At 71.2% G+C, this 19,024-nt stretch carries 17 protein-coding genes; 7 read left to right on the plus strand and 10 right to left on the minus strand.

Annotated features, from left to right (window positions below):
• The first annotated feature begins 51 nt into the window (after nt 1-51).
• Both G3I71_RS01365 and G3I71_RS01370 read left to right on the plus strand, forming a co-directional pair.
• Complete coding sequence (locus tag G3I71_RS01365) at nt 52-777, plus strand: response regulator transcription factor (protein ID WP_164311984.1); 726 nt, start codon at nt 52-54, stop codon at nt 775-777.
• Nucleotides 778-964: 187 nt separating this feature from the next.
• Nucleotides 965-1,486, plus strand: coding sequence for a MarR family winged helix-turn-helix transcriptional regulator (locus G3I71_RS01370; RefSeq protein WP_164311985.1), 522 nt, complete (start codon nt 965-967; stop codon nt 1,484-1,486).
• A gap of 45 nt (nt 1,487-1,531) precedes the next feature.
• On the opposite strand, the gene G3I71_RS01375 is transcribed toward G3I71_RS01370, so the two are convergent.
• Together G3I71_RS01375 and G3I71_RS01380 are read right to left on the minus strand one after the other, a co-directional pair.
• A complete protein-coding gene (locus G3I71_RS01375) occupies nt 1,532-3,148 on the minus strand; it encodes a trehalase family glycosidase (RefSeq protein ID WP_164311986.1) in 1,617 nt (538 codons plus the stop codon).
• Between the two features lie 141 nt (nt 3,149-3,289).
• Nucleotides 3,290-4,063 carry an SDR family oxidoreductase gene (locus tag G3I71_RS01380; protein WP_164311987.1) on the minus strand — a complete coding sequence of 258 codons (774 nt, stop codon included), beginning with the start codon at nt 4,061-4,063 and terminating at the stop codon, nt 3,290-3,292.
• A gap of 124 nt (nt 4,064-4,187) precedes the next feature.
• Here G3I71_RS01380 and G3I71_RS01385 point away from each other — a divergent pair, with 124 nt between their 5' ends.
• From G3I71_RS01385 to G3I71_RS01400, 4 genes are all read left to right on the plus strand, one after another.
• On the plus strand, nt 4,188-4,907 hold the full coding sequence (locus G3I71_RS01385; RefSeq protein ID WP_164311988.1) for a TetR/AcrR family transcriptional regulator: 720 nt from the start codon (nt 4,188-4,190) through the stop codon (nt 4,905-4,907).
• An 82-nt stretch (nt 4,908-4,989) separates the two neighbouring features.
• Nucleotides 4,990-5,370 carry a hypothetical protein gene (locus G3I71_RS01390; RefSeq protein ID WP_164311989.1) on the plus strand — a complete coding sequence of 127 codons (381 nt, stop codon included), beginning with the start codon at nt 4,990-4,992 and terminating at the stop codon, nt 5,368-5,370.
• Nucleotides 5,367-5,831, plus strand: coding sequence for a peroxiredoxin (locus tag G3I71_RS01395; RefSeq protein WP_164311990.1), 465 nt, complete (start codon nt 5,367-5,369; stop codon nt 5,829-5,831). Before G3I71_RS01390 ends, G3I71_RS01395 begins: the two co-directional genes overlap by 4 nt.
• A 123-nt stretch (nt 5,832-5,954) precedes the next feature.
• Complete coding sequence (locus G3I71_RS01400; RefSeq protein WP_164311991.1) at nt 5,955-8,324, plus strand: SpoIIE family protein phosphatase; 2,370 nt, start codon at nt 5,955-5,957, stop codon at nt 8,322-8,324.
• A 53-nt stretch (nt 8,325-8,377) separates the two neighbouring features.
• Here G3I71_RS01400 and G3I71_RS01405 read toward each other — a convergent pair whose 3' ends face one another.
• From G3I71_RS01405 to G3I71_RS01415, 3 genes are all read right to left on the minus strand, one after another.
• Complete coding sequence (locus tag G3I71_RS01405) at nt 8,378-8,812, minus strand: cupin domain-containing protein (RefSeq protein WP_164311992.1); 435 nt, start codon at nt 8,810-8,812, stop codon at nt 8,378-8,380.
• A 186-nt stretch (nt 8,813-8,998) separates the two neighbouring features.
• Nucleotides 8,999-10,483 (minus strand): MFS transporter, encoded by a 1,485-nt coding sequence (locus G3I71_RS01410; protein ID WP_239148768.1) that lies wholly within the window; start codon nt 10,481-10,483, stop codon nt 8,999-9,001.
• 94 nt (nt 10,484-10,577) lie between these two features.
• The gene (locus G3I71_RS01415; RefSeq protein ID WP_164311993.1) at nt 10,578-11,000 is read right to left on the minus strand and encodes a DUF3291 domain-containing protein; all 423 of its coding nucleotides are present in this window, start codon (nt 10,998-11,000) and stop codon (nt 10,578-10,580) included.
• Nucleotides 11,001-11,109: 109 nt separating this feature from the next.
• Here G3I71_RS01415 and G3I71_RS01420 point away from each other — a divergent pair, with 109 nt between their 5' ends.
• Nucleotides 11,110-11,793: a MerR family transcriptional regulator gene (locus G3I71_RS01420; RefSeq protein ID WP_239148769.1), complete on the plus strand. Its 684-nt coding sequence runs from the start codon at nt 11,110-11,112 to the stop codon at nt 11,791-11,793.
• Between the two features lie 6 nt (nt 11,794-11,799).
• Here G3I71_RS01420 and G3I71_RS01425 read toward each other — a convergent pair whose 3' ends face one another.
• From G3I71_RS01425 to G3I71_RS01445, 5 genes are read right to left on the minus strand one after another with little or no spacing between them, the layout of a single operon-like run.
• A complete protein-coding gene (locus G3I71_RS01425; RefSeq protein WP_164311994.1) occupies nt 11,800-13,089 on the minus strand; it encodes an NAD(P)/FAD-dependent oxidoreductase in 1,290 nt (429 codons plus the stop codon).
• A 16-nt stretch (nt 13,090-13,105) separates the two neighbouring features.
• Nucleotides 13,106-13,816, minus strand: a complete 711-nt coding sequence (locus G3I71_RS01430) for a 4'-phosphopantetheinyl transferase superfamily protein (RefSeq protein WP_164311995.1) — start codon at nt 13,814-13,816, stop codon at nt 13,106-13,108.
• A gap of 12 nt (nt 13,817-13,828) precedes the next feature.
• Entirely contained in the window at nt 13,829-15,619 is a 1,791-nt protein-coding gene (locus G3I71_RS01435; RefSeq protein ID WP_343242805.1) for an acyl-CoA dehydrogenase family protein, read from the minus strand.
• A gap of 15 nt (nt 15,620-15,634) precedes the next feature.
• Complete coding sequence (locus G3I71_RS01440) at nt 15,635-17,404, minus strand: acyl-CoA dehydrogenase family protein (protein WP_164311996.1); 1,770 nt, start codon at nt 17,402-17,404, stop codon at nt 15,635-15,637.
• Nucleotides 17,401-19,017, minus strand: a complete 1,617-nt coding sequence (locus G3I71_RS01445; RefSeq protein ID WP_164311997.1) for a PfaD family polyunsaturated fatty acid/polyketide biosynthesis protein — start codon at nt 19,015-19,017, stop codon at nt 17,401-17,403. Before G3I71_RS01445 ends, G3I71_RS01440 begins: the two co-directional genes overlap by 4 nt.
• Nucleotides 19,018-19,024 lie beyond the last annotated feature (7 nt).

Raw genomic sequence — 19,024 nt, forward strand, 5'->3', positions numbered from 1 at the left:
GTCGGCCGCGGTGGCTCGCGCAGCCGTTGAGACGTGAAGCGTGGATCTCATATGAACGGTCTTTCCAAGGCGGGCATCTGCGAGAAACCGGCGCAGGTCCAGGGCTGCGGGCAACACGTCCTGGTCATCGTCGGTGATCCCGTGATCGCCGAACTGCTGTCGACGACACTCGAGTCGGCGGGCTATCTGGTCTCTACGGCGTGCTCCGGGGCCGAGGCGCTGACCCGGCTCGGGGGCTTCCGGTTCGACCTGGTGGTGCTCGACCTGGCGCTGGCGGACCTGGACGTGCTGGCGCGGCGGCATCGCGTCACCGGTGAACGCCCGGCGGTTCTCTTCCTGGCCGCTCCCGACTCCCTGGGTGCGTTGCTGTCGGCGATGGGCCCGGTCGGGCGGGACTACGTGACCACGCCGTTCCGTATCGCCGAAGTCCTGGTCCGCGTGCAGGTGCTGCTGCGCGACTGGGACCCCGCACGGCAGCCGAGGGCACTGTCCTACGGTGAGCTGGCCCTGGACGACGCCACCTGCGAGGCGCGCCGCGGGCCTCGTCCGCTCGATCTGACCCCGGCGGAGTACCGGCTGCTGCGCCACCTGCTGGTCAACTCCGGGAAGGTGCTGTCGAAGGAGCAGATCGCCCGGCACGTCTGGGGTGAGTACCGGGGCGGCAACGCGATCGAGCAACTCGTCTCCCGGCTGCGCCGCAAGGTGAACCAGGAGACGCCCGCACTGATCCACACCCGCCGGGGGTTCGGCTACTGGCTCGGTGCCACCGCCTCATGAGCGGAGACGGTTCACGACCGGCTCTCCCCGCTCCTCACGCACGCGCCACTCCTCGATCCACTCGGCGGCGAACGCGCGGAGGAACGTCGGCATGACCGTCCGAGGTCCCAGTCGGCCGGGAAGGCGTCGGCGGGCATCGATGGCGGAATTTACTTGAGTTACGCAACGAGATGGTAAACTTGAGGGTATGTCCACACCGCCACCCAAGCCCCCTCCAGCCCCGAAGGATGTGGCAGAGATCGAGCGCGCTCTGACCCGCATCTCCTATCTGCTCAGCCGTGCCCGCCAGCACGACCGTCTGATGGCGATCGCCGGAGTCCCGCTCGACCGGGCCGCCACCGCGCTTCTTCGGCAGATCGCCGACTCCGAACCGATGCGCCCCGGCGAACTCGCCAACCGGCTCGCGGTCGAGGCCTCCCACGTCACCCGCCAGGTGCAGCAGCTCCAGAAGGCCGGTTACGTCACCCGTGTACCCGACCCCGACGACCGTCGCGCCCAGCGCATCGAGCTGACCACGACGGGCGAGGTGGCCGTCGAGCGCGTCCGGGAGGCGAGCCGCCGCGGTATGCAGATGGCTCTCGGCGGCTGGTCCGCCGAGGAACTTCAGCAGCTCGCCGGCCTGTTCCACCGCATGGTCGACGACTTCCTCGCCTACTCCCTGGAAGATGACGGCGAGGTGGGCGTCGTCGAGCCCCTCCCCAGCATCTGACGCAGCACCTCGTGCCGTGTCGTACCGCGCCCGTGGTGCGATCGGTCACTCCCCGTCGAGCATCAGCTCGACCGTGTGCCGACCGGTTTCGGCCGCGGCGAGAACCGGGGCGCCCGGCCGGCCGTCCACCGTGCAGGAGCGCACCCGGTTCCCCGCGCCGGTCAGCGCGATGTCCAGGGTCAGGCCCCGCCAGCGCAGCCCGCGCAGCTGGACCGGCCCCCACCGCCGAGGCAGGCACGGTCTCAGCCGCACCGCGTCCGCCGAGGACTCAAGGCCGACCAGACCCTCGTGGACGAGGCGCAGATACGCGGTCGCCGACCAGGTCTGATGCGGCTGCGAGACGAAGTGCTCGGCTCTGCCGCTCGCACCGCTCTGCCAGCCCCCGTCGACCTTCCCGCTCACCGAGTCGTACACCTCGTAGAAGTCGCCCCCGCTGCCGGAGGCGAGGTCCGCGAAGGTCTCGACGGCCCGCGCGAACGGTTCGGTCCGGCCGGCGACGGCCGCGGCCAGCCCGTACAGGCCGTGGACCATCGGCCAGACCATCACGTTGTGCCGCCCGGGACGGCCGGCGCCGAACCGCGCGAAGTGCGGCCAGACGTTGACGATGCCGTGCGGCTGCCAGTGGGTGCTGTCCAGGATCCGCCGTGCCCGCTGCCCGTCGGCCACGCCGAGCAGCAGCGCGAGAGCGAGCCCGGCGCCCTCCTGTGAGGTGTCGACCCGGCCCGCGAACGGACCGCCACCGTGCACGAGATACGCGTACGTGCCCGCGTCCGGCCGCCACAGATACCGGTCGACCGCCACCCGCAGCCGCTCGGCCGACGCACGCCACGACGTCGCCTCCGTAGGCTTGCCCAGCGCGTCGGCCATGGCCGCCAGAGCCGAACGGGCGCCGTAGTAAAGGCAGTTCGTCGACAGGCACAGCAGCTCCGCTGCATGCGGATGGTCGAGGACAAAGGACGAACGGACGCCCTCCGTCGAGGGTGGATCGGGATATCCGGAGATCCCGTCGTTCATGAACCCCGGCCCCCGGAAGAGCCCGTACGCCCCGTTGAAGCTGTGCGCCTCGCGCGCCTCCATCGTGTTGACGGACGTCTCGTGCGCCCTCGCCAGGAAGTCCCGGTCGCCGGTGACGAGGTAGTGGTGCCAGGCGGCCACGATCCACACGACCTGGTCCCACCACTGGTTGTCCTGCTGCACGATCAGTCCGCCCGGTCCCCGGTCCACCACCGACCAGAGGGTGTTGCGCCCGAGGCCGGGTGCCAGCAGGGAGGCCGCGCTCCAGGCGTTGACGGCCGCGTCCCGGGTCCACCGCTGCGGCGTCGGATAGCCGGCCCCGGCTCGTACGAGGGTGCCGGGAGGGTCGGTGAGCAGCCCGGCCTTGTCGTAGACCGCCGGATCCGCCCTGATGGTGTTGCGGTCGGACACGTCTGTCAGCGCGGACGCGTAGAGCGTGCCCAGCCGGCGCTGGGTGGCCGGGTCGTCGAAGGTGAGTGACGGCATGGAAAACCCGATCGTGGGGGCCACGGCAGGGGCGGTGGCCGGGGCTGGGACGACGCCGACCGCCGTGAGCGCCGTACCGCTCGCGGCCTTCAGGAACCCCCGTCGGCGAACCGGGCCTCCCTTGCCGTCCCTGTCACCGGTGTCCTGCTCCGCAGCCGCCATGCTCATTCCTCACCGCTCCCTTCACGCCCCGCGAACCATGTGTCTCCCGGAGCCCGGAGTAACGACGGCACCGCCCGGTCGGTGACGCGGCGGGTGAGGGGACGGTCTCGGAAGGTGCTCGCGGATGGCCGTCGTGGCGGATCAGGCGATGCCTCCGTTGGCGCGCAGTACCTGGCCGTTGACCCAGTGGCCGGTGGGGCCGACCAGGAAGGACACGGCCGACGCGATGTCCTGCGGGGTGCCCAGGCGCTCCAGCGGGGGCTGGGCGGCCAGGCGGGCGACGGTCTCCTCGTCCTTTCCGTCGAGGAACAGGTCGGTGGCCGTCGGTCCGGGCGCGACGGCGTTGACGGTGATGTCCCGGCCGCGCATCTCCCGGGCGAGGATCAGTGTGAGGGCCTCGACGGCGCCCTTGCTCGCCGCGTAGGCGCCGTAGCCCGGGAAGGAGAGTCCGAGGACCGACGTGGAGAAGTTGACGAGTGCTCCGCCCGGCCGCAGTCGGCGCGCCGCTTCCCGGTCGACGACGAACGTGCCCCGGATGTTGGTGCGGTGGACGGCGTCGAGCTCGTCCAGGTCGAGTTCGGCTATCGGGGACAGCGCTATCCGGCCGGCCGCGTGGACGACGGCGTCGACACCGCCGTACGTGCTCTCCGCGAGGTCGAACAGGGCGCTCACGTCGGCCTCGTCGGCGACATCGGCGCGGGCGGAGAGTGCGGTGCCACCGGCGGCCTCGATGGTGTGCACGGCGTCCTCGGCGGCTTCCTTGTGGCCCGCGTAGCCGACCACCACGGCGAATCCGTCGGCGGCGAGCTGCTGGGCCACCTGGCGCCCTATGCCGCGCGAGCCGCCGGTGACGATCGCGACGCGCGGGCCGGTGCTGGGAGTGCCGGACGGAGTGGTGCTGATCTGGGTGGTCATGACGGATCCCTTCGTCATCGCCTACGTAGCGTCGCTACGGTCAATTCGTATCGACGGTACCACGGAATCGTAGCGATGATAAGAGGTGCTCGTAACGTCGCTACGAATGTCGTACCGTGAAGGCATGGATGCGAGAGAGAAGATCCTGGACGCCGCCACGGAGCTGCTGACCCGGGCGTCGGCCGCCGATGTGTCGACACGCGCCGTGTGCGAGGCCGCCGGTGTGGGCGCGCCGATGCTCTACCGGCTCTTCGGCGACAAGGCGGGGCTGCTCGCCGCCGTGGTCGACCGGGGATTCGAGCAGTACCTCGCGTCCAAGCGCGCCGCCAGGCCCACTGCCGATCCGGTCGCCGACCTCAAGCGCGGCTGGGACAACCACATGCGCTTCGCGCTGGATCACCCGAACCACTACCGCCTGATGTACTCGCCCGAGCTCACCACACCCCCCGCCGCCGCGAAGGAGGCCCACGCCCTGCTGCACGGCGTGCTGGAGCGGTGCGCGGCGGCCGGGCTGCTGAGCGTTCCCCCGGAGGCCGCCACCCGGGTCGTCATGGCGGCGAACGTCGGCGCTGCCCTGTCCATGCTCACCAGGCCGGAGCAGTACCCCGACATCCGGTTCGCCGCCCGCCTGCGCGACTCGGTGATCGACTCCGTCACCCGCCCTGCCGGCGCCGGCGGGGGCGAACCACGCGACACCGACCGGGGGAGCGCCGTACCGGCGGCGGCGGCCACCCTCGCGGCCCGGCTGCGCGCCGAACCCCCGCAGCTGCTCACCGCGGTCGAGGCGGCCCTCCTCCAGCAGTGGCTGGGCACGCTCGCGGACTCCGGTGAGCCCACGGCCTGATCGCGGGACAGTCGAACACCCACCTCTCGAACTGGATTTACCGTCCAGTAGGATCGCCCGGCACACCATCCGAGGAGGAAGCGTGCCCCGGTCCCAACGCTCACCCCTGCTGCTCGCCGGTCTGTTGGCCGCCGCGGGAGTCACCCACTTCGTCGCGCCCCGCACTTTCGACGCGATCGTGCCGCGCGCGCTGCCGGGAACGCCCAGGACCTGGACGTACGCCAGCGGCGTCGCCGAACTCGCGCTGGCGGCCGGGGTGGCGCTGCCGCGCACCCGGCGGGTCGCCGCGCTGGCCACGGCGGGCTTCTTCGTCGGAGTGTTCCCGGCCAACGTGAAGATGGCCGTCGACTGGCGCAACCGGCCCGCCGCCCTCCGGGCCGGGGCCATCGGGCGGCTGCCGCTCCAGGTGCCGCTCGTCCTGTGGGCACGCAGTGTCGCGAAGAACGGAGAGGGCCGGTCATGACAAAGGTGAACGTCGGCGACAAGATCGAGGACTTCGAGCTGCCCGACGAGAGCGGAGCACCGCGTCGGCTGTCCGAACTGCTCGTCGACGGGCCGATCGTCCTCTTCTTCTATCCCGCGGCCCTGACCCCCGGCTGCACGGCCGAGGCCTGCCACTTCCGGGACCTGGCCGCCGAGTTCGCCGCTGTCGGCGCGCGGCCGGTCGGGATCAGCGGGGACTCGGTCGACCGCCAGCAGGAGTTCGCGCAGAGCCACACGCTCGGCATGCCGCTCCTGTCGGACGCCGACGGAACGGTCCGTGAGCTGTTCGGTGTCAAGCGCGGCTTCTCGATGATGCCCACCAAGCGGGTCACCTTCGTCATAGCCCAGGACCGGACGGTCCTGGAGGTCGTGACGAGCGAGCTGCGGATGAACACCCATGCGGACCGTGCCCTCGCCGCACTCCGTGCCCACAAGAACTGACGTTCCCTTCCAGCCGTTCCCCGGCCGTTCTCCGCCTCTTCGCGGGGCGATGGGCGGGGTTCGCCGTGCCGGGGTGCGCCATCGGGGTTGATGCCCCGGGGCGCAGGGACCATCCTGGGGCGTATGAAACAAGTCGCCGCCGCGGTGATCGTCGATGTCCGAGGCGTGGTGACGGGATGGAGCGAGGGCGCCCGGCGGTTGACGGGGCACGTGGCCGAGGCCGTCGTAGGACGTCCGGCCGCCGAACTCCTCGCCGAGGACCCGCCGACGACGGCGATGACCGAGCTGGCCGGCGTGGTCGCACTCCGCCACCGGGACGGCCGCCGTGTCGAACTCACCGTCAGTGCGTGTGCCGTGCTGGGCGAGGACGGCGAGGCGCGGGCATTCGTCGTCACCGCTCTCCCCGAACCGGCGGCGCCCGAGCCGCAGACGGTCACACAGGGGCCCGGCCCGCTGGAGCGGGCCATCCGGCAGGCCTCCGTGTCGATGTCCGCCTTCGACACGAACCAGCGCTACACGTGGCTCAACGGCGCCGCCTGTGACCTGATGGGGGTCGAGGAACAGGCCCTGATCGGGCGGTTCTACGGGGACGCCAACATCGTGCCCGACGACCGGATCAACCAGGGGTTCCTGCTCAACCTGCGCGAGGTCACCCGCACGGGCGTCCCCGTCCGCTACGAGGCCTTCGGCAAGGACGCGGACGACGGCCGGGAGCACGCCTGGAGCCTCGAGATGTGGCCCGTGCGCGACGACCTGGGTGCCGTTGTCTCGGTGGGCATCGCAGCGTTCGACAGCAGCGAACAGCACTGGGCGCGGCGGCGGCTCGCCCTGCTCAACGAGGCGGCCGCGGCCATCGGCACCACCCTCGACGTCGTCCGTACCGCCGAGGAACTCGTCGAACTCGTCGTGCCCCGGTTCGCCGACTTCGTCAGCGTCGACCTGCTCGACTGGGTGCTCGGCGCGGACGAACCCACACCCGCACAGGCCGACGAGGTCGTACTGCACCGGGTCGCCCACGGTTCCGTCACCGAGGGCACGCCGGAAGCCGTCATTCCGCTGGGGGCCAAGGACACCTACCCGCCGTCCACCCCGCCCGTGCGCGCGATCGCGGAGGGCCGGGCGGTGCTCGGGCGGGTCGGCGAGCGGGCGTTCGACGAGTGGGTGGCGGAGCGCAACGCCCGCGAGCCCGTCGGCCGCCCGTACCGCAAGGGCGTCCACTCCATGGTCACCGTGCCGCTGCGGGCCCGCGGCACCACGCTGGGTGTCGCGGTCTTCCTGCGCATCGGCCGCCCCGACCCCTACACCGAGGACGATGTCGTCCTCGCCGAGGAACTGACCAGCCGCGCCGCCATCTGCGTCGACAACGCCCGCCGGTTCGCCCGTGAGCGCACGACCGCGCTGGCCCTCCAGCACAGCCTGCTGCCCCGGGGGCTGCCCGGCCAGGCGGCCGTCGAGGTCGCCCACCGCTACCTGCCCTGCGGATCGGTCGCCGGGATCGGCGGCGACTGGTTCGACGTCATCCCGCTGTCGGGCAGCCGGGTCGCCCTCTGCGTCGGCGACGTCGTCGGGCACGGCATCCAGTCCTCCGCGACCATGGGACGGCTCCGTACGGCCGTACGGACCCTCGCGGACGTCGATCTGCCGCCGGACGAACTCCTCACCCACCTCGACGACCTGGTCACCCACCTGGCCGACGAGGAGGACGGTGCCGACGTCGCCGAGCTGGGCGCCACCTGCCTCTACGCCGTCTACGACCCGGTCTCGCGCCGGCTCACCCTCGCCTCCGCCGGACATCCGCCGCCGGCCGTCGTACCGCCCGGCGGTGTCGCCGAGCTGATCGAGGTGACGGCGGGACCGCCGCTCGGCGTGGGTGGCCTGCCCTTCGAGGCGACCGAGCTGGAACTGCCCGAGGGCTCACTCCTCGCCCTCTACACCGACGGGCTGATCGAGGACCGCGACCGGGACATCGACCACGCCACCGCCGAGCTCTGCCGCGCGCTGAACCTCCCTGGCGCCTCGCTCGACGCCGTGTGCGACGCGGTGCTCAAGGCCGTGCTGCCGGAGCAGCCCGGCGACGACGTGGCCCTGCTGCTCGCCCGTACGCACGCGCTGGGCGCCGGGCGGGTGGCCACCTGGGACGTCCCGCCGGACCCCGCACACGTGGGCGTCACCCGCCAGGCCGCCATGGAACAACTGGCTGTCTGGGGGCTGGAGGAGGAGGCCTTCGTCACCGAACTCGTCGTCAGCGAACTGGTCACCAACGCCATCCGGTACGGCGAACCGCCCATCCAGCTCCGGCTGATCCGCGACCGCGCCCTCATCGTCGAGGTCTCCGACGGCAGCTCCACCTCACCGCACCTGCGCCGGGCACACGTCTACGACGAGGGCGGCCGTGGCCTGCTGCTCGTCGCCCAGCTCACCCAGCGCTGGGGCAGCCGCCAGACGGGTACGGGCAAGACGATCTGGGCGGAGCAGCCGCTGCCGGCCGAGTGATCAGGACGACAGGTCCGGTTCAGTGACCGGTCAGTTCCGGCTCAGTGACCGGTTCACTGGAAGTCGCACCCGGGGTTCGGCGCGTCCTCCGAGAAGGGCGAGCCGTGCGGCAGTACGTACAGGACGTCGAGTACGACGGGTGTGCTGCCGAGATTGCGGCCTATGTGGATGTTCCCGGGGCCGGCCGGCTCGCTGATGGTGCTGCCCTGCGGATACACGCCGTCGGACTCGCAGGTGGAGTCGAAGTGGCTGAGGGTGCCCTGTTTGACGAGGCCGTAGAGCGGGCCGTCGTGGTAGTGCCAGCCGGTGGCCTGGCCTGCGGGGATGGTGATCTCCCGCAGGGTGTAGTCGGTGTCGCCGATGGTGGTCTGGGCGAGTATTCGGCCCGACACTCCCGGCCCGGGCGGCGTGGCGTGGGCCGTGCCGCAGGCCAGGACCGCGGTGACCGTGACGGCACCGGCCGTGGCGGTGCGAAGCAGGTTGCGCATGGTGGCAGTCCCCTCGATGGCGAGAGCGTGAGCGCGTTCTGAGCAGGTCGACGTGATCTTAGGGGGCGCAGTGGGCGGCGGAAAGAGGGCCGGGCGCCCGCTGAACGGGACGCGCCGGTGACCGCCCGTCCGTCACGTACGGGCAGTCACCGGCGCGGGTCGGGGTGGCTCGGGGTGGGGCGGGGTTCAGGCTCGCTCGGCCACTGCCTCGGCCGCGATCTCCGTCTCCGCCGTGCCGGCCGTTTCCGGCCGGGGCCGGCGCGGAATCCCCAGCGCGCACACCGCGCCCGCGAACACCACGGCCACGCCGACCCAGACCGCCGGGTGCAGTCCGTCCACGAACTGCTGCGGCGACCCCGTGCTGCCGTGCGCCACGAACACCGTGCTCAGTACGGCGATACCGAGTGCCCCGCCGATCTCACGGACGGTGGTGTTGGCGCCGGACGCCTTGCCCGCGTGCTCGCGACTGACCGAGCCCAGCACGACCGCCGCCGTCGGCGCGAACACGAAGCCCATGCCGATACCGGCCACGATCATCGGCCCGACCAGGGACGAGTACGCGGTGTCGGTGTCCGCGACCAGGTTGATCCAGCCGAGCCCGACGCCCTGGAGGAAGAGGCCCAACGCCATCAGCCGGCCGCCGCCCACCTTGTCGGTGAGAAGGCCCGCGACGGGCGCGACGAACATCGGCATCAGCGTCCAGGCCAGCGTGCGGACCCCGGCCTCCAGCGGTGAGCGCGGCGGCACGATCTGGAGGTACTGGGCGAGCAGGAAGAGGGATCCGAAGACACCGAAGTACATGGCCGCCGAGACGAAGTTGGTGAGGGTGAACGCCCGCACCTTGTAGAAGGACAGCGGCAGCATCGGCTGCGGGGCCCGGGCCTCCCAGGCGACGAACACGGCCAGCAGCACCGCGCCCGCCGCGAAAGCGCCGAGCACCTCGACCGAGGTCCAGCCGTCGGTCTCGCCGTTCACGATGCCCCACACCAGCGCGAACAGGCCGGCGGCGGCCAGCACCATGCCGACCAGGTCGAGACCGGCTCCCGACAGCCTGCTCTCGCGGAGCGTCAGCAGGATCAGCGGTACGGCGACGATGCCCACCGGCACGTTGATCCAGAAGATCCACCGCCAGTCGAGTCCCTCGACCACCGCACCGCCCACCACGGGGCCCATCGCGACGGCCAGGCCGCTCACACCCGACCACAGGCCGAGCGCCAGCCCGCGCAGCCGGTCCGGGACGGCCTGTGAGAGCAGGGTCAGTGACAGTGGCATCACGGCCGCGGCGCCGAAGCCCTGCACGGTACGGAACGTGATCAGCTGCGTGCTGGTGTCGGCGAGACCGCAGCCGACCGAGGCCAGCGTGAAGACGACGATGCCGATCACGAAGACGGAGCGCCGGCCGAACCGGTCGCCGAGCGCGGCCCCCGTCATCAGCAGGCAGGCGAAACTGAGGACGTACGCGTTGACGAACCACTGGAGCTGCTGGGTGTCCGCCTCAAGGTCGACGGCCAGCGTGTGCAGGGCGGTCGAGACGACCAGGTTGTCGAGCGCGACCATGAACATGGGCACACTGCACGCGACGATCGCGACCCACAGCGGTACACGCCGGCCGGTGGCCGGCGGCGCGACGGCCGCGTCCTCCAGGACCGGGTTCTCTTCGGACAGCGTCATGGCGGGGGAGTCTCCTCGGGGAGTGGATGGGCCAGTGAGCCAGTGAGCCAGTGATCCGGCGGTGCGGTGGTGCGGCAGAAGCGGGCAGGCTGGGTCAGCCAGTCGGTGAGCCGCCGTCGGCGTCCGCGCGTTCCTGGGCGGCCAGCCGGTCGCGCGCGTCCGACCAGTCGATGGGCAGGCCCGCCGCCGGCGTCTCCCAGAAGGTGAAGACCGAGCGGTTCATCGTGGAGCGCAGGCCGGTCATGACCGACTTGTGGGGCTCGGTCCGCGCGTATGTGTAGAGGGCCTCCTTGTCCTCCCAGGCCGACAGCGTCCAGAACGTGCGCTTCAGCGGCTCGGCGATCAGTGAGGCGCCGTACGCGCCGGGCGCGCTCTTCACCTGCTTCCACGCGGCGAGGGACCGCACGAAGAAGCGGGGGACATCGCGCAGGGAGCGGACTTCGAGTCGGGACGCCATGACGAACGCCGTCGCGTCCGGAGCGGGCTCGTTGACGGTGGTCCAGGGCAGGGTGGGCATGGCTGCGGCCTTCTTCTGAGAGGCAGGGCGGAGCAGAGGCTCTCTTGGATACCTCTACTATCCATGTTAGACAGTAGAGGTATCCAATGACCAGAGCGGAGCCCGACCAATGCGCATGTCCGAGCTGAGCCGCCGCAGTGGTGCCTCCGTCACGACGATCAAGTACTACCTCCGCGAAGGTCTCCTCCCGGCCGGCCGCCAGCTGTCGGCGACGCAGGCCGAGTACGACGACAACCACCTGCGCAGACTCAGGCTGATCCGCGCGCTGATCGGTGTACGCGGCCTGTCCGTCAGTACCACCCGGGAGGTGCTGGGCGCGCTCGCCGAGCACACCGCCGACACCCACCGCCTCCTCGGACTCACGCTCGGGGCGATCCGGCTGGCCGACGAGAACGAGGCGGACTCCCCGGAACCTGCCGAAGTCGACGCGCTGATCGAGGAGTTGGGCTGGGACGTGCACAAGTCCGCCCCCGCCCGTGTCACGCTGGCCGACACCCTCGCCTCGCTGCGCACCCTCGGCTCACCGCTCGACCGGCGGGTGCTCCTGCCGTACGCCCGGCTGGCCGAGGAGACCGCGGTCCTCGACCTCGACCAACTGGACGGAATCGAGGACCCGTTGGAGGTCGCCGAACGAGCGCTTCTGCTCACCGTCCTGCTGGAACCCGCGCTCATGGCGCTGCGGCGCATGGCCCAGCAGAACGAGTCGGCACGGCGGCACGCGGACGGGGTGGTCGGGGTGGTCGGAGCGGATGAGGTGGACGGGGAGGACGGCGAGGACCGGGCGGACAACTGACCCGGTCTACCGGCCCAGTTCGCGCAGCAACTGGGCCGCCGCCTCCTTTCCGGAGGAGAACGCGGCCTCGTGCGAGCCGATCTGGTCGTGGTACTGCTGCTTGGAGTGGAAGTACGAACCGCACAGCTTGACCCGGGGTCCTTCGTTGACCTCGTAGACGGTCTGCTGGGCGCGGCGCATCGCCATGTCGAGGACCGGGTGCTCGTAGTGGAAGGTGCGGATGACACTGTCCTCGGCGACCGGCAGCGGGCAGTCGAGGGTGACGAAGTAGTCGGTCTCCGACTCGAAGCCGTGCAGTTTGTTCATGTAGTAGGCCACGTACGTGCGCGGCTGCCCCTCCACCGTCACCTTCCCGTAGTTCCACGCCTCCCACCGGGACCGGTCGGCCGGCATCACGGACGGATCGGTGTGCAGGATCACCGTGGAGGCGTTGTAGCGCAGCGGCGCGAGCAGATCGCGCTGGCGTTCGGTGGGGTTCTCCAGCAGGTCGCGGGTCACATCGGCGTGCGTGGCGAGCACCACGTGGTCGAAGCGCTCGGAGCCGGCCGCGGTCCGCACGGTGACCCCGTCCCCGTCCTGGTGGATCCCGGTCACCGGCTCGGACAGCCGAACCTTCGGGTCGATCGCCGCGAGCACCTTGCGGACGTACGAGATCGAACCGCCGCCCACGGTCCGCCAGTCCACGCGACGGCCGCCGAGGCCGGTCTCGTCGTGGGCCATGAAGAACGCGATCACGGTCGTGGCCGGCATCTCCCAGACCAGCTCGGCGGGCACCGACCACACCGCGCTGCACAGCAGGATGAAGTAGCCGTACCGGAACTCCTGGCTGTAGCCGCCCCGGTCGAGGTACTCGCCCATCGGCATGTCGGTGCGCTTGCGGAAGAAGTCCCGGCGGCCCTCCTCGTGGAAGCGGCGGGCCTCGCGCCAGATGGTCTGGAACTCCTCGGGATAGCGGGCGCGCACCTCCTCCTCCGGCAGGTCCATCTCGTCGCTGCCGTACTGGACACCCTCGGTCAGGTCGAAGAAGTTGAAGCCACTGAGCAACTGCTTCGCTTCCACGCCCAGTTCGTCGAAGAAGCCACTGAGGTTGGGGTAGGCGGGGCGGTTGAAGACGACGAACGCGGTGTCGATGCCCAGGACCCGGCCCGCGTCCTCGACCTCGACGGTGTTGGCGTGGCCGCCGTAGTGGTCCTCGCGTTCGAACAGGGTGATCTCGGCGTGCTCGCGAAGGGCGTAGGCGGCGGAGAGGCCGGCGACACCACCGCCGACGACGGCGATGCTGGGCTTGGCGGACATCGAGTGCTCCTTGGAGTCAGTTGGTGAGCGTGGTGGTGAACAGTCCGCCCGGTGTGCCCTCTTCAGCGGCAACGGCCACCACATGACCGGGGCTCGGATGGATCAGGTCGAAGTGCCAGCGCTCGCGCGCCGGTTCGGGTTCACCGGTGTCGTACAGGCGGATGTTGCCGCCGGTCAGGCCGGTGAAGGCGATCGTGGACAGATCCCGGCGCAGACCCGTGCCGAGCGCCTTGAGGTACGCCTCCTTGAGCACCCAGTAGGCGGCGACGTGCTCGGGGAGTACGGCGTCCGGGACGGCCGCCAGTTCCGCGCGCTCCCGGTCGGCGAAGAAGCGGGGGAGGTGCGCGACCGCGTCGGCGCCCGCCGGTGAGCGTTCGGCGTCCACTCCGCAGGCCCGGCCGCCGTCGGTGACCACGCAGGCGGTCAGGCCGTCGGTGTGGGAGAGGTTGAAGCGCAGCCGGTGCTCCGCTGACGGCTCGGGTTCCGGTCTGCCGTCCGAAGCGGCGTGGAAGCGCCAGGAGTCGAGCGGCAGGCCGGTACGGGAGCTGAGGGCGTGCCGGGCCAGCAGCCGGGCGGCCAGCCGGCGGCGTCGTTCGGGCGGTGCGAGGACGCGCTCGCACCGCTCACGCTCGGCCGCGTCGAGCAGGGCCGGACCGCCGGTGTGTGCGATGAACGCCTCGGCGGCCGAGTCCGGCAGCAGCCACAGATGGCGGTCGGGGTTCGGCATCCGGCCCTCCGGTCAGAGCCCGGCGGCGGGCAGGTCGCCGCGGTCGGCGAGCGGGAACTGCCAGTACGAGAACAGCCGGTTCTCCCGGTGCAGATGCCGCAGCACCCGCATCACGTCATCGACGACGCCGGCGTCGGTGACGGCTTCGTGGGGACGCAAGTGCCGGGATATGCGCTCCAGTTGGAGCAGGAGCAGCGCGCCGCTGGGCAGCGGGTCGTCGAGCGCGGCGGCGGAGTGGACGTAGGTGTGCACGCAGGCGGCGGCAGCGTGCAGGAGGCAGTACTCCTTGGCCAGGTCGAAGAGTTCGGCGGACTGGCCGCACTCGCGGCCCAGCGATGCCTTGAGCGAGGTGAGGCGCTCACGCAACGAGTCGGCCCCGGCGAGGAGTTGCTCCGCCGTGTCCGCCGCCCGGGTCAGCCGGTCGCGCTCGTCACGCTTGGCCTCCCCGGCCAGCCGGCGCAGCCGGACGAGCGAGGCGGGAGCGGCGAGGAGGGCGTCGTCCCGGCCCCGGCTGTACAACTCCTGGTCCCAGGGCCGGTACAGCGGCAGCTCGCGGTCGATGCCGTAGAGAACGGCCGCGCGTTCGCCGGCCTCCTCGCGCAGTGTCCGGTCGGCGGTCGCGGCCGTGGCGAGGAGCCCGTCGAGCTGGAGGGCGATGTTCTTGAGGTTCACGACGGTGTTGCCGTCGGCGAAGTTGGCCACCGGCAGATCACGCAGCATCTTCTGGTGGATCGCGTAGTGCGGATGGTCCCGGAGATAGAAGCGTGCCCCGAGTACGACGTTGAGCTGGGCGAAGGTGCGTTCCAGAAGCGTCGGCACGAAGTACTTGACGACCGACGACCACACGCTGGTCTGCTCCGGCACGACCTGCAGGGCCCTTACCGCGCCCAGACTGACCGCGTCGGCGACCATCAGATCCGCGAAGCACTCCACCAACTGGCGCCGGGAGTAAGGGACATCACTGACCGTTCGGCCGAAGACCGTCCGGCCCTCGGTGAAGTCGAGGGTGACCCGCAACCCTGTGTCCACCGCCGACAGGGCGATGCCGCTGATGAGGGCGCGGGCCGTCTGCGAGGTCTTGAGCGCGATCTCCAGGCCCTGCCCCTCACGGCCGAGGAGCGCGGAGTCCGGCACGAAGACCCGGTCGAGCCGGAAACCGCTCATGTCGAGCCCGCGCAGTCCGTGCATGCGCTCGCGTGGCAGCTCGTCCACCGTCCCGGCGGGGGTCTGCCGTTTGTCGAGGACGAAGACGGAGTAACCGCCGGGACCGCCGCGAGGGTCGGTGCGGGCGTGGACGCTGAGCCCGTCGGCGACCCGGCCGTTGCCGATCAGCCACTTCTCCCCGGTGAGGAGATAGCCGCCGTCCGTCTTCTCGGCGGTCATCTCGTTGGCGAGCAGATCACTGCCGTGCCGCCGCTCGGACAGGCCCCAGGCGTAGCGGTTGCCGCGCCGGATGGAGTCCACCATCGCCCGTTTCTGCTCATCGGTGCCTGCCACCCAGGCCGGCATGAAGCTGAGGCTGGTGATGATGAACGCGGTCGCGGTCGTCGGGTCCCGGCGGGCGATCAGCCGCATCAGGTTGAAGCCGATCTCCACATCTCCCGCCTTGCCGCCCTGGGCACGGGGGAGTGAGTAGTCCAGCGCGCCCCAGCGCTGGAGAAGGTTCACGAACTCGTAGGGGTAGTCCTCGCGTTCGTCGTATTCGAGGACGCGGGCGTACGGCATGCGGCTTGCGGGGTCGTGCGGATCGCCCAGGTGGCGTTCCAGCCGCCCGGCCAGCTCAGTGAGGTCCGACTTCGGCACGGGGTCTCCAGGCGGTCAGTGGTCGGCGGCGGGTTCGGGATGTGGTGCGAGGTCTTGCGGATGCACGCAGAAGAGTTGGTCACGGGCGTGCAGTTCCGTGGTGATGTCCAGGGCGGGGAGGAGGGCGGGGGCCTCCCCGCGTGGGTCGGTGCCGTCCGCGCGGGCGAGGAGGTAGGCGAGGCAGGCGGTGAGCCAGCGGGTGTCGCCGGGCTCCGCGCCGAACAGGGGGCGGGTGGGGTTGGCCCACCAGAGGAGGAGACAGCAGGTGGCGGCGTGGAGGTGGGCGAAGCGGTCCGCCGCGTCGACCAGACCGGTGTCCCGGTCGGCCGTGGCGACGTCTTCGGTCAGTTGGGTGAGGGCGGTGGTGAGGCGGGTTGTCAGGGCTGCGGTTGTTCGGTCGCCCTGGGCGGTGAGGATGGCTGCTGCCTGGGGTGCGATGTCGAACAGGGCTGTGGTGATGGGGGAGTTGCCTCGGGCTGTCAGGTCCAGGTGTTCGGGGGTGTACGGGGGGAGGGGTTCGCTCAGGTCGAAGACCTCGCGTATGCGGGAGGTGAGTTCTCGCCGTTGGGGGTTCGTTTCGTGGGCGGGTGCTGAGCCGTCGTGGCTCGCCGCGCGGTTCCTCGTGCCCCTGCTGACGCCCAGTGTGGGTAGTTGGGCCGCGTATGCGCGCAGGTTGGCCAGGGTGCTGGTGTCCACCACTCTCACGATCGCGGCGTCCCGCTGGAGTTTCTGGAACAGGCCGTCGCCCGGGCCCTCCGTGCGGAGTACCGAGCGGGTTGCCAGCACCGTGGCACAGCGGCGGATCAGGTCCTCGGTGTGCTCCGCGACCACATGCTTGGCGGCGCAGCCCCAGACGCTGAACACCTCCGGGAAGACATGGATGCCCCGGGCGGCGGTCAGCGCCGTGACGTCCGCCGAGAGGAGCGCGGCCGAAGCGACCGCCAACTCCCTTCTGGGATAAGCCGATTCGCGTACCGTCGTGCGGCCCACATGGCGTGCCGACGCGAAGTCCAGGGTCAGCCGCAGGGCCGTGTCCGCGCAGCCGAGACTGCCGGCCATGCTCATCACCCGGACCACCTGCTGGGCCTTCATGACGGACTCCAGGGCTTGGCCCTCGCGGCCCACCAACGCTTCGCCGGGGACCGGGAGACGGTCGAAGCGGAGGTGGGCGAAGTCGATGCCGCGCATGCCCGAGGTGGGAACGGCCGGGCCGCGCTCGACGTCTGCGGACAGGTCGAGCAGCACCGCCGTGAAGGCGCCCGGCCCCCGCCCGCCCGTGCGCGCCACCAGGTACAGCGCCTCGCAGCGGCGGCCGAGGCCCACCATCCACTTCTCGCCCGTCAACTCCCAGCCGTCCAGCGCCGGTTCGAGGCGGACGGTGTTGGCCAGCAGGTCGCTTCCGTGGTCGGCCTCCGACAGGGCGAAGCCCACCGCGCCGCCCCTGCCGAGGATCTCCGCCACGTGTTTCTGCTGCTCCGGCGAGCCGTGCAGCGCCAGACAGGTCGCCGCGGTGATGCCGAACATGGTGCCCGGCATGATGTTCAGGTCCCGGCGGGCGGCGGTGCGGACCACCACCATGCTGTGCTCGAAGGACTCGAACCGGCCGCCCCATTCCGCGGGCAGATAGTTGAGGTGGAAGCCGGCCTCGCGCAGCGCCGCGCACAACTCCTCCGGGAACGCGTCCTGTTCGTCCCGGCGGACGGCTGCCGCGAATCCGTACGGATTGTCCGCGTCGTACGGATCGCCCAGCAGGCGCTCGATCTCCCCGGCGGTCGGCGCACTCATCGCGTGCCCTCCGACTCCGTCTGCGGTTCCAGGGGAGCAGGGCGGTAGTCGGCCGCCGACGCCGGGATCCGGACGCCGGAGACACGTAGATGGGCCAGACGGGTGTGGAACGCGGCACCGCGCATGAGGTGGTGGGCCACGTCGGCGACCCGGCGATTGCCCGGCGCCTTGAGATAGCTGGCGGTGACCCAGTCGTTGAACGCGCCCATCGCCGGGCCGCACCACACCTGGTAGTCGAGGACGCGGTCCGGGTCGCCGACCGTCGACCAGCGGGACGCCATCCCCAGGTACCAGCGGAAGACCAGCGCCATTCGCCGCTTCGGGTTCTCGGCGGCGCGGGCCAGCTGCTCGGGATCACGGCGGCCGAAGTAGCCGACGCATTCCTGCCAGACGTCCTCCAGCGGGCGGCGGATGATCTGGGTCTCCAGCCGGGCGCGCTCGCTGTCGGGCAGCGCCTCCAGGCCGTCGTACGTCTTGTACAGCTCGTACAGGCGCTTGGCGCGCATCGGGAACAGCGTGCCCTTCTTCAACACCTGGAGTTCCACGCCCATTTCGAACATGTCGGCGGCCGGCGCCATCTCGCAGTCCGCGATGCCCGCGTCCGCCAGCAGCTCCTTCGTCGGCTTCGACGCGCCCGACTCCACGCACGACTGGTTCACCGAGCCGGTGACCACATAGGCGGCGCCCATGGTGAAGGCTGCCGCGACGGAGGAGGGACAGCCGAGGCCGCCCGCCGCGCCCACCCGGATCGGGGTCGGGTAGCGGTGGTCGTGCTGCACGGAGTCCCGCAGCCGGAGGATCGTCGGGAGGAGGGCGGTGAGCGGGCGGCGGTCGGTGTGACCGCCCGAGTCGCCCTCGACCGTGATGTCGTCGGCCATCGGCACGTACTTGGCCAGGTCGGCCTGCTCGGCGGTGATCAGGCCCTGGGAGTGAAGGGCGCTCACCAGAGCCGCCGGGGCGGGACGCATGAAGCGCTCCGCCGTCTCCGGGCGGGAGATCTTCGCGATCAGTCGGTGTGCGGCGACGACCTCCCCGGCAGGTCCGCGGCGCAGGCCGGCCAGGCGGTAGCGCACCACGTGCGGGCTGAGGCTCATGAAGGCCGACGCCTCCACACACCGCACCCCGTACCGCAGGAACAGCTCCACCGCCTCCCGCTCCAGTCGTTCCTCGCTCGGGCTGTGGATCAGATTGACGGCGTACGGCAGTCCCGGGATCTCGGCGGCGAACCGGGTGAGCGCCTTCTCGATGGTCCCGGGCAGCAGCCCGGCCGCCCCGTACGAGGCGAGGAAACCTTCTCTGGCCAGGGCGATCACCAGGTCGGCCGAGGCGATGCCGCCCGCCATCGCGCCCGCCATGTAGGCGTACCGGACGCCGTGCGCGGCGAGGAAGGCGGGGGAGCCGAGGGCTCGCGGGGGCAGTGGGCCGGCGGCGGCAAGGAGGGGGAAGCCCTCGCCGGGTGTGGCCCGGCCGCCGGAGACGGCTCCGATGCCCGTGGGCGTGCGGACGACGAAGGCGGGTCGGTCGAGGTCGGCGAGGGACTGGTAGATGCCGGCAGGGTCGGTGCCGGGGCTGCTGTCTCCGTACCACCGCAGAGGAGTGGTCTGGGTGTGCATGGTCGGG

The sequence above is a fragment of the Streptomyces sp. SID12501 genome (genome assembly GCF_010550245.1).
Taxonomy (GTDB): Bacteria; Actinomycetota; Actinomycetes; order Streptomycetales; family Streptomycetaceae; genus Streptomyces.

Excerpts from the sequence above, each read along its gene's own strand:
- G3I71_RS01365 (WP_164311984.1), top strand. The coding sequence starts at position 52 with ATGAACGGTCTTTCCAAGGCGGGCATCTGCGAGAAACCGGCGCAGGTC.
- G3I71_RS01370 (WP_164311985.1), top strand. The coding sequence starts at position 965 with ATGTCCACACCGCCACCCAAGCCCCCTCCAGCCCCGAAGGATGTGGCA.
- G3I71_RS01375 (WP_164311986.1), bottom strand. The coding sequence starts at position 3,148 with ATGGCGGCTGCGGAGCAGGACACCGGTGACAGGGACGGCAAGGGAGGC.
- G3I71_RS01380 (WP_164311987.1), bottom strand. The coding sequence starts at position 4,063 with ATGACCACCCAGATCAGCACCACTCCGTCCGGCACTCCCAGCACCGGC.
- G3I71_RS01385 (WP_164311988.1), top strand. The coding sequence starts at position 4,188 with ATGGATGCGAGAGAGAAGATCCTGGACGCCGCCACGGAGCTGCTGACC.
- G3I71_RS01395 (WP_164311990.1), top strand. The coding sequence starts at position 5,367 with ATGACAAAGGTGAACGTCGGCGACAAGATCGAGGACTTCGAGCTGCCC.
- G3I71_RS01400 (WP_164311991.1), top strand. The coding sequence starts at position 5,955 with ATGAAACAAGTCGCCGCCGCGGTGATCGTCGATGTCCGAGGCGTGGTG.
- G3I71_RS01405 (WP_164311992.1), bottom strand. The coding sequence starts at position 8,812 with ATGCGCAACCTGCTTCGCACCGCCACGGCCGGTGCCGTCACGGTCACC.
- G3I71_RS01410 (WP_239148768.1), bottom strand. The coding sequence starts at position 10,483 with ATGACGCTGTCCGAAGAGAACCCGGTCCTGGAGGACGCGGCCGTCGCG.
- G3I71_RS01415 (WP_164311993.1), bottom strand. The coding sequence starts at position 11,000 with ATGCCCACCCTGCCCTGGACCACCGTCAACGAGCCCGCTCCGGACGCG.
- G3I71_RS01420 (WP_239148769.1), top strand. The coding sequence starts at position 11,110 with ATGCGCATGTCCGAGCTGAGCCGCCGCAGTGGTGCCTCCGTCACGACG.
- G3I71_RS01425 (WP_164311994.1), bottom strand. The coding sequence starts at position 13,089 with ATGTCCGCCAAGCCCAGCATCGCCGTCGTCGGCGGTGGTGTCGCCGGC.
- G3I71_RS01430 (WP_164311995.1), bottom strand. The coding sequence starts at position 13,816 with ATGCCGAACCCCGACCGCCATCTGTGGCTGCTGCCGGACTCGGCCGCC.
- G3I71_RS01440 (WP_164311996.1), bottom strand. The coding sequence starts at position 17,404 with ATGAGTGCGCCGACCGCCGGGGAGATCGAGCGCCTGCTGGGCGATCCG.
- G3I71_RS01445 (WP_164311997.1), bottom strand. The coding sequence starts at position 19,017 with ATGCACACCCAGACCACTCCTCTGCGGTGGTACGGAGACAGCAGCCCC.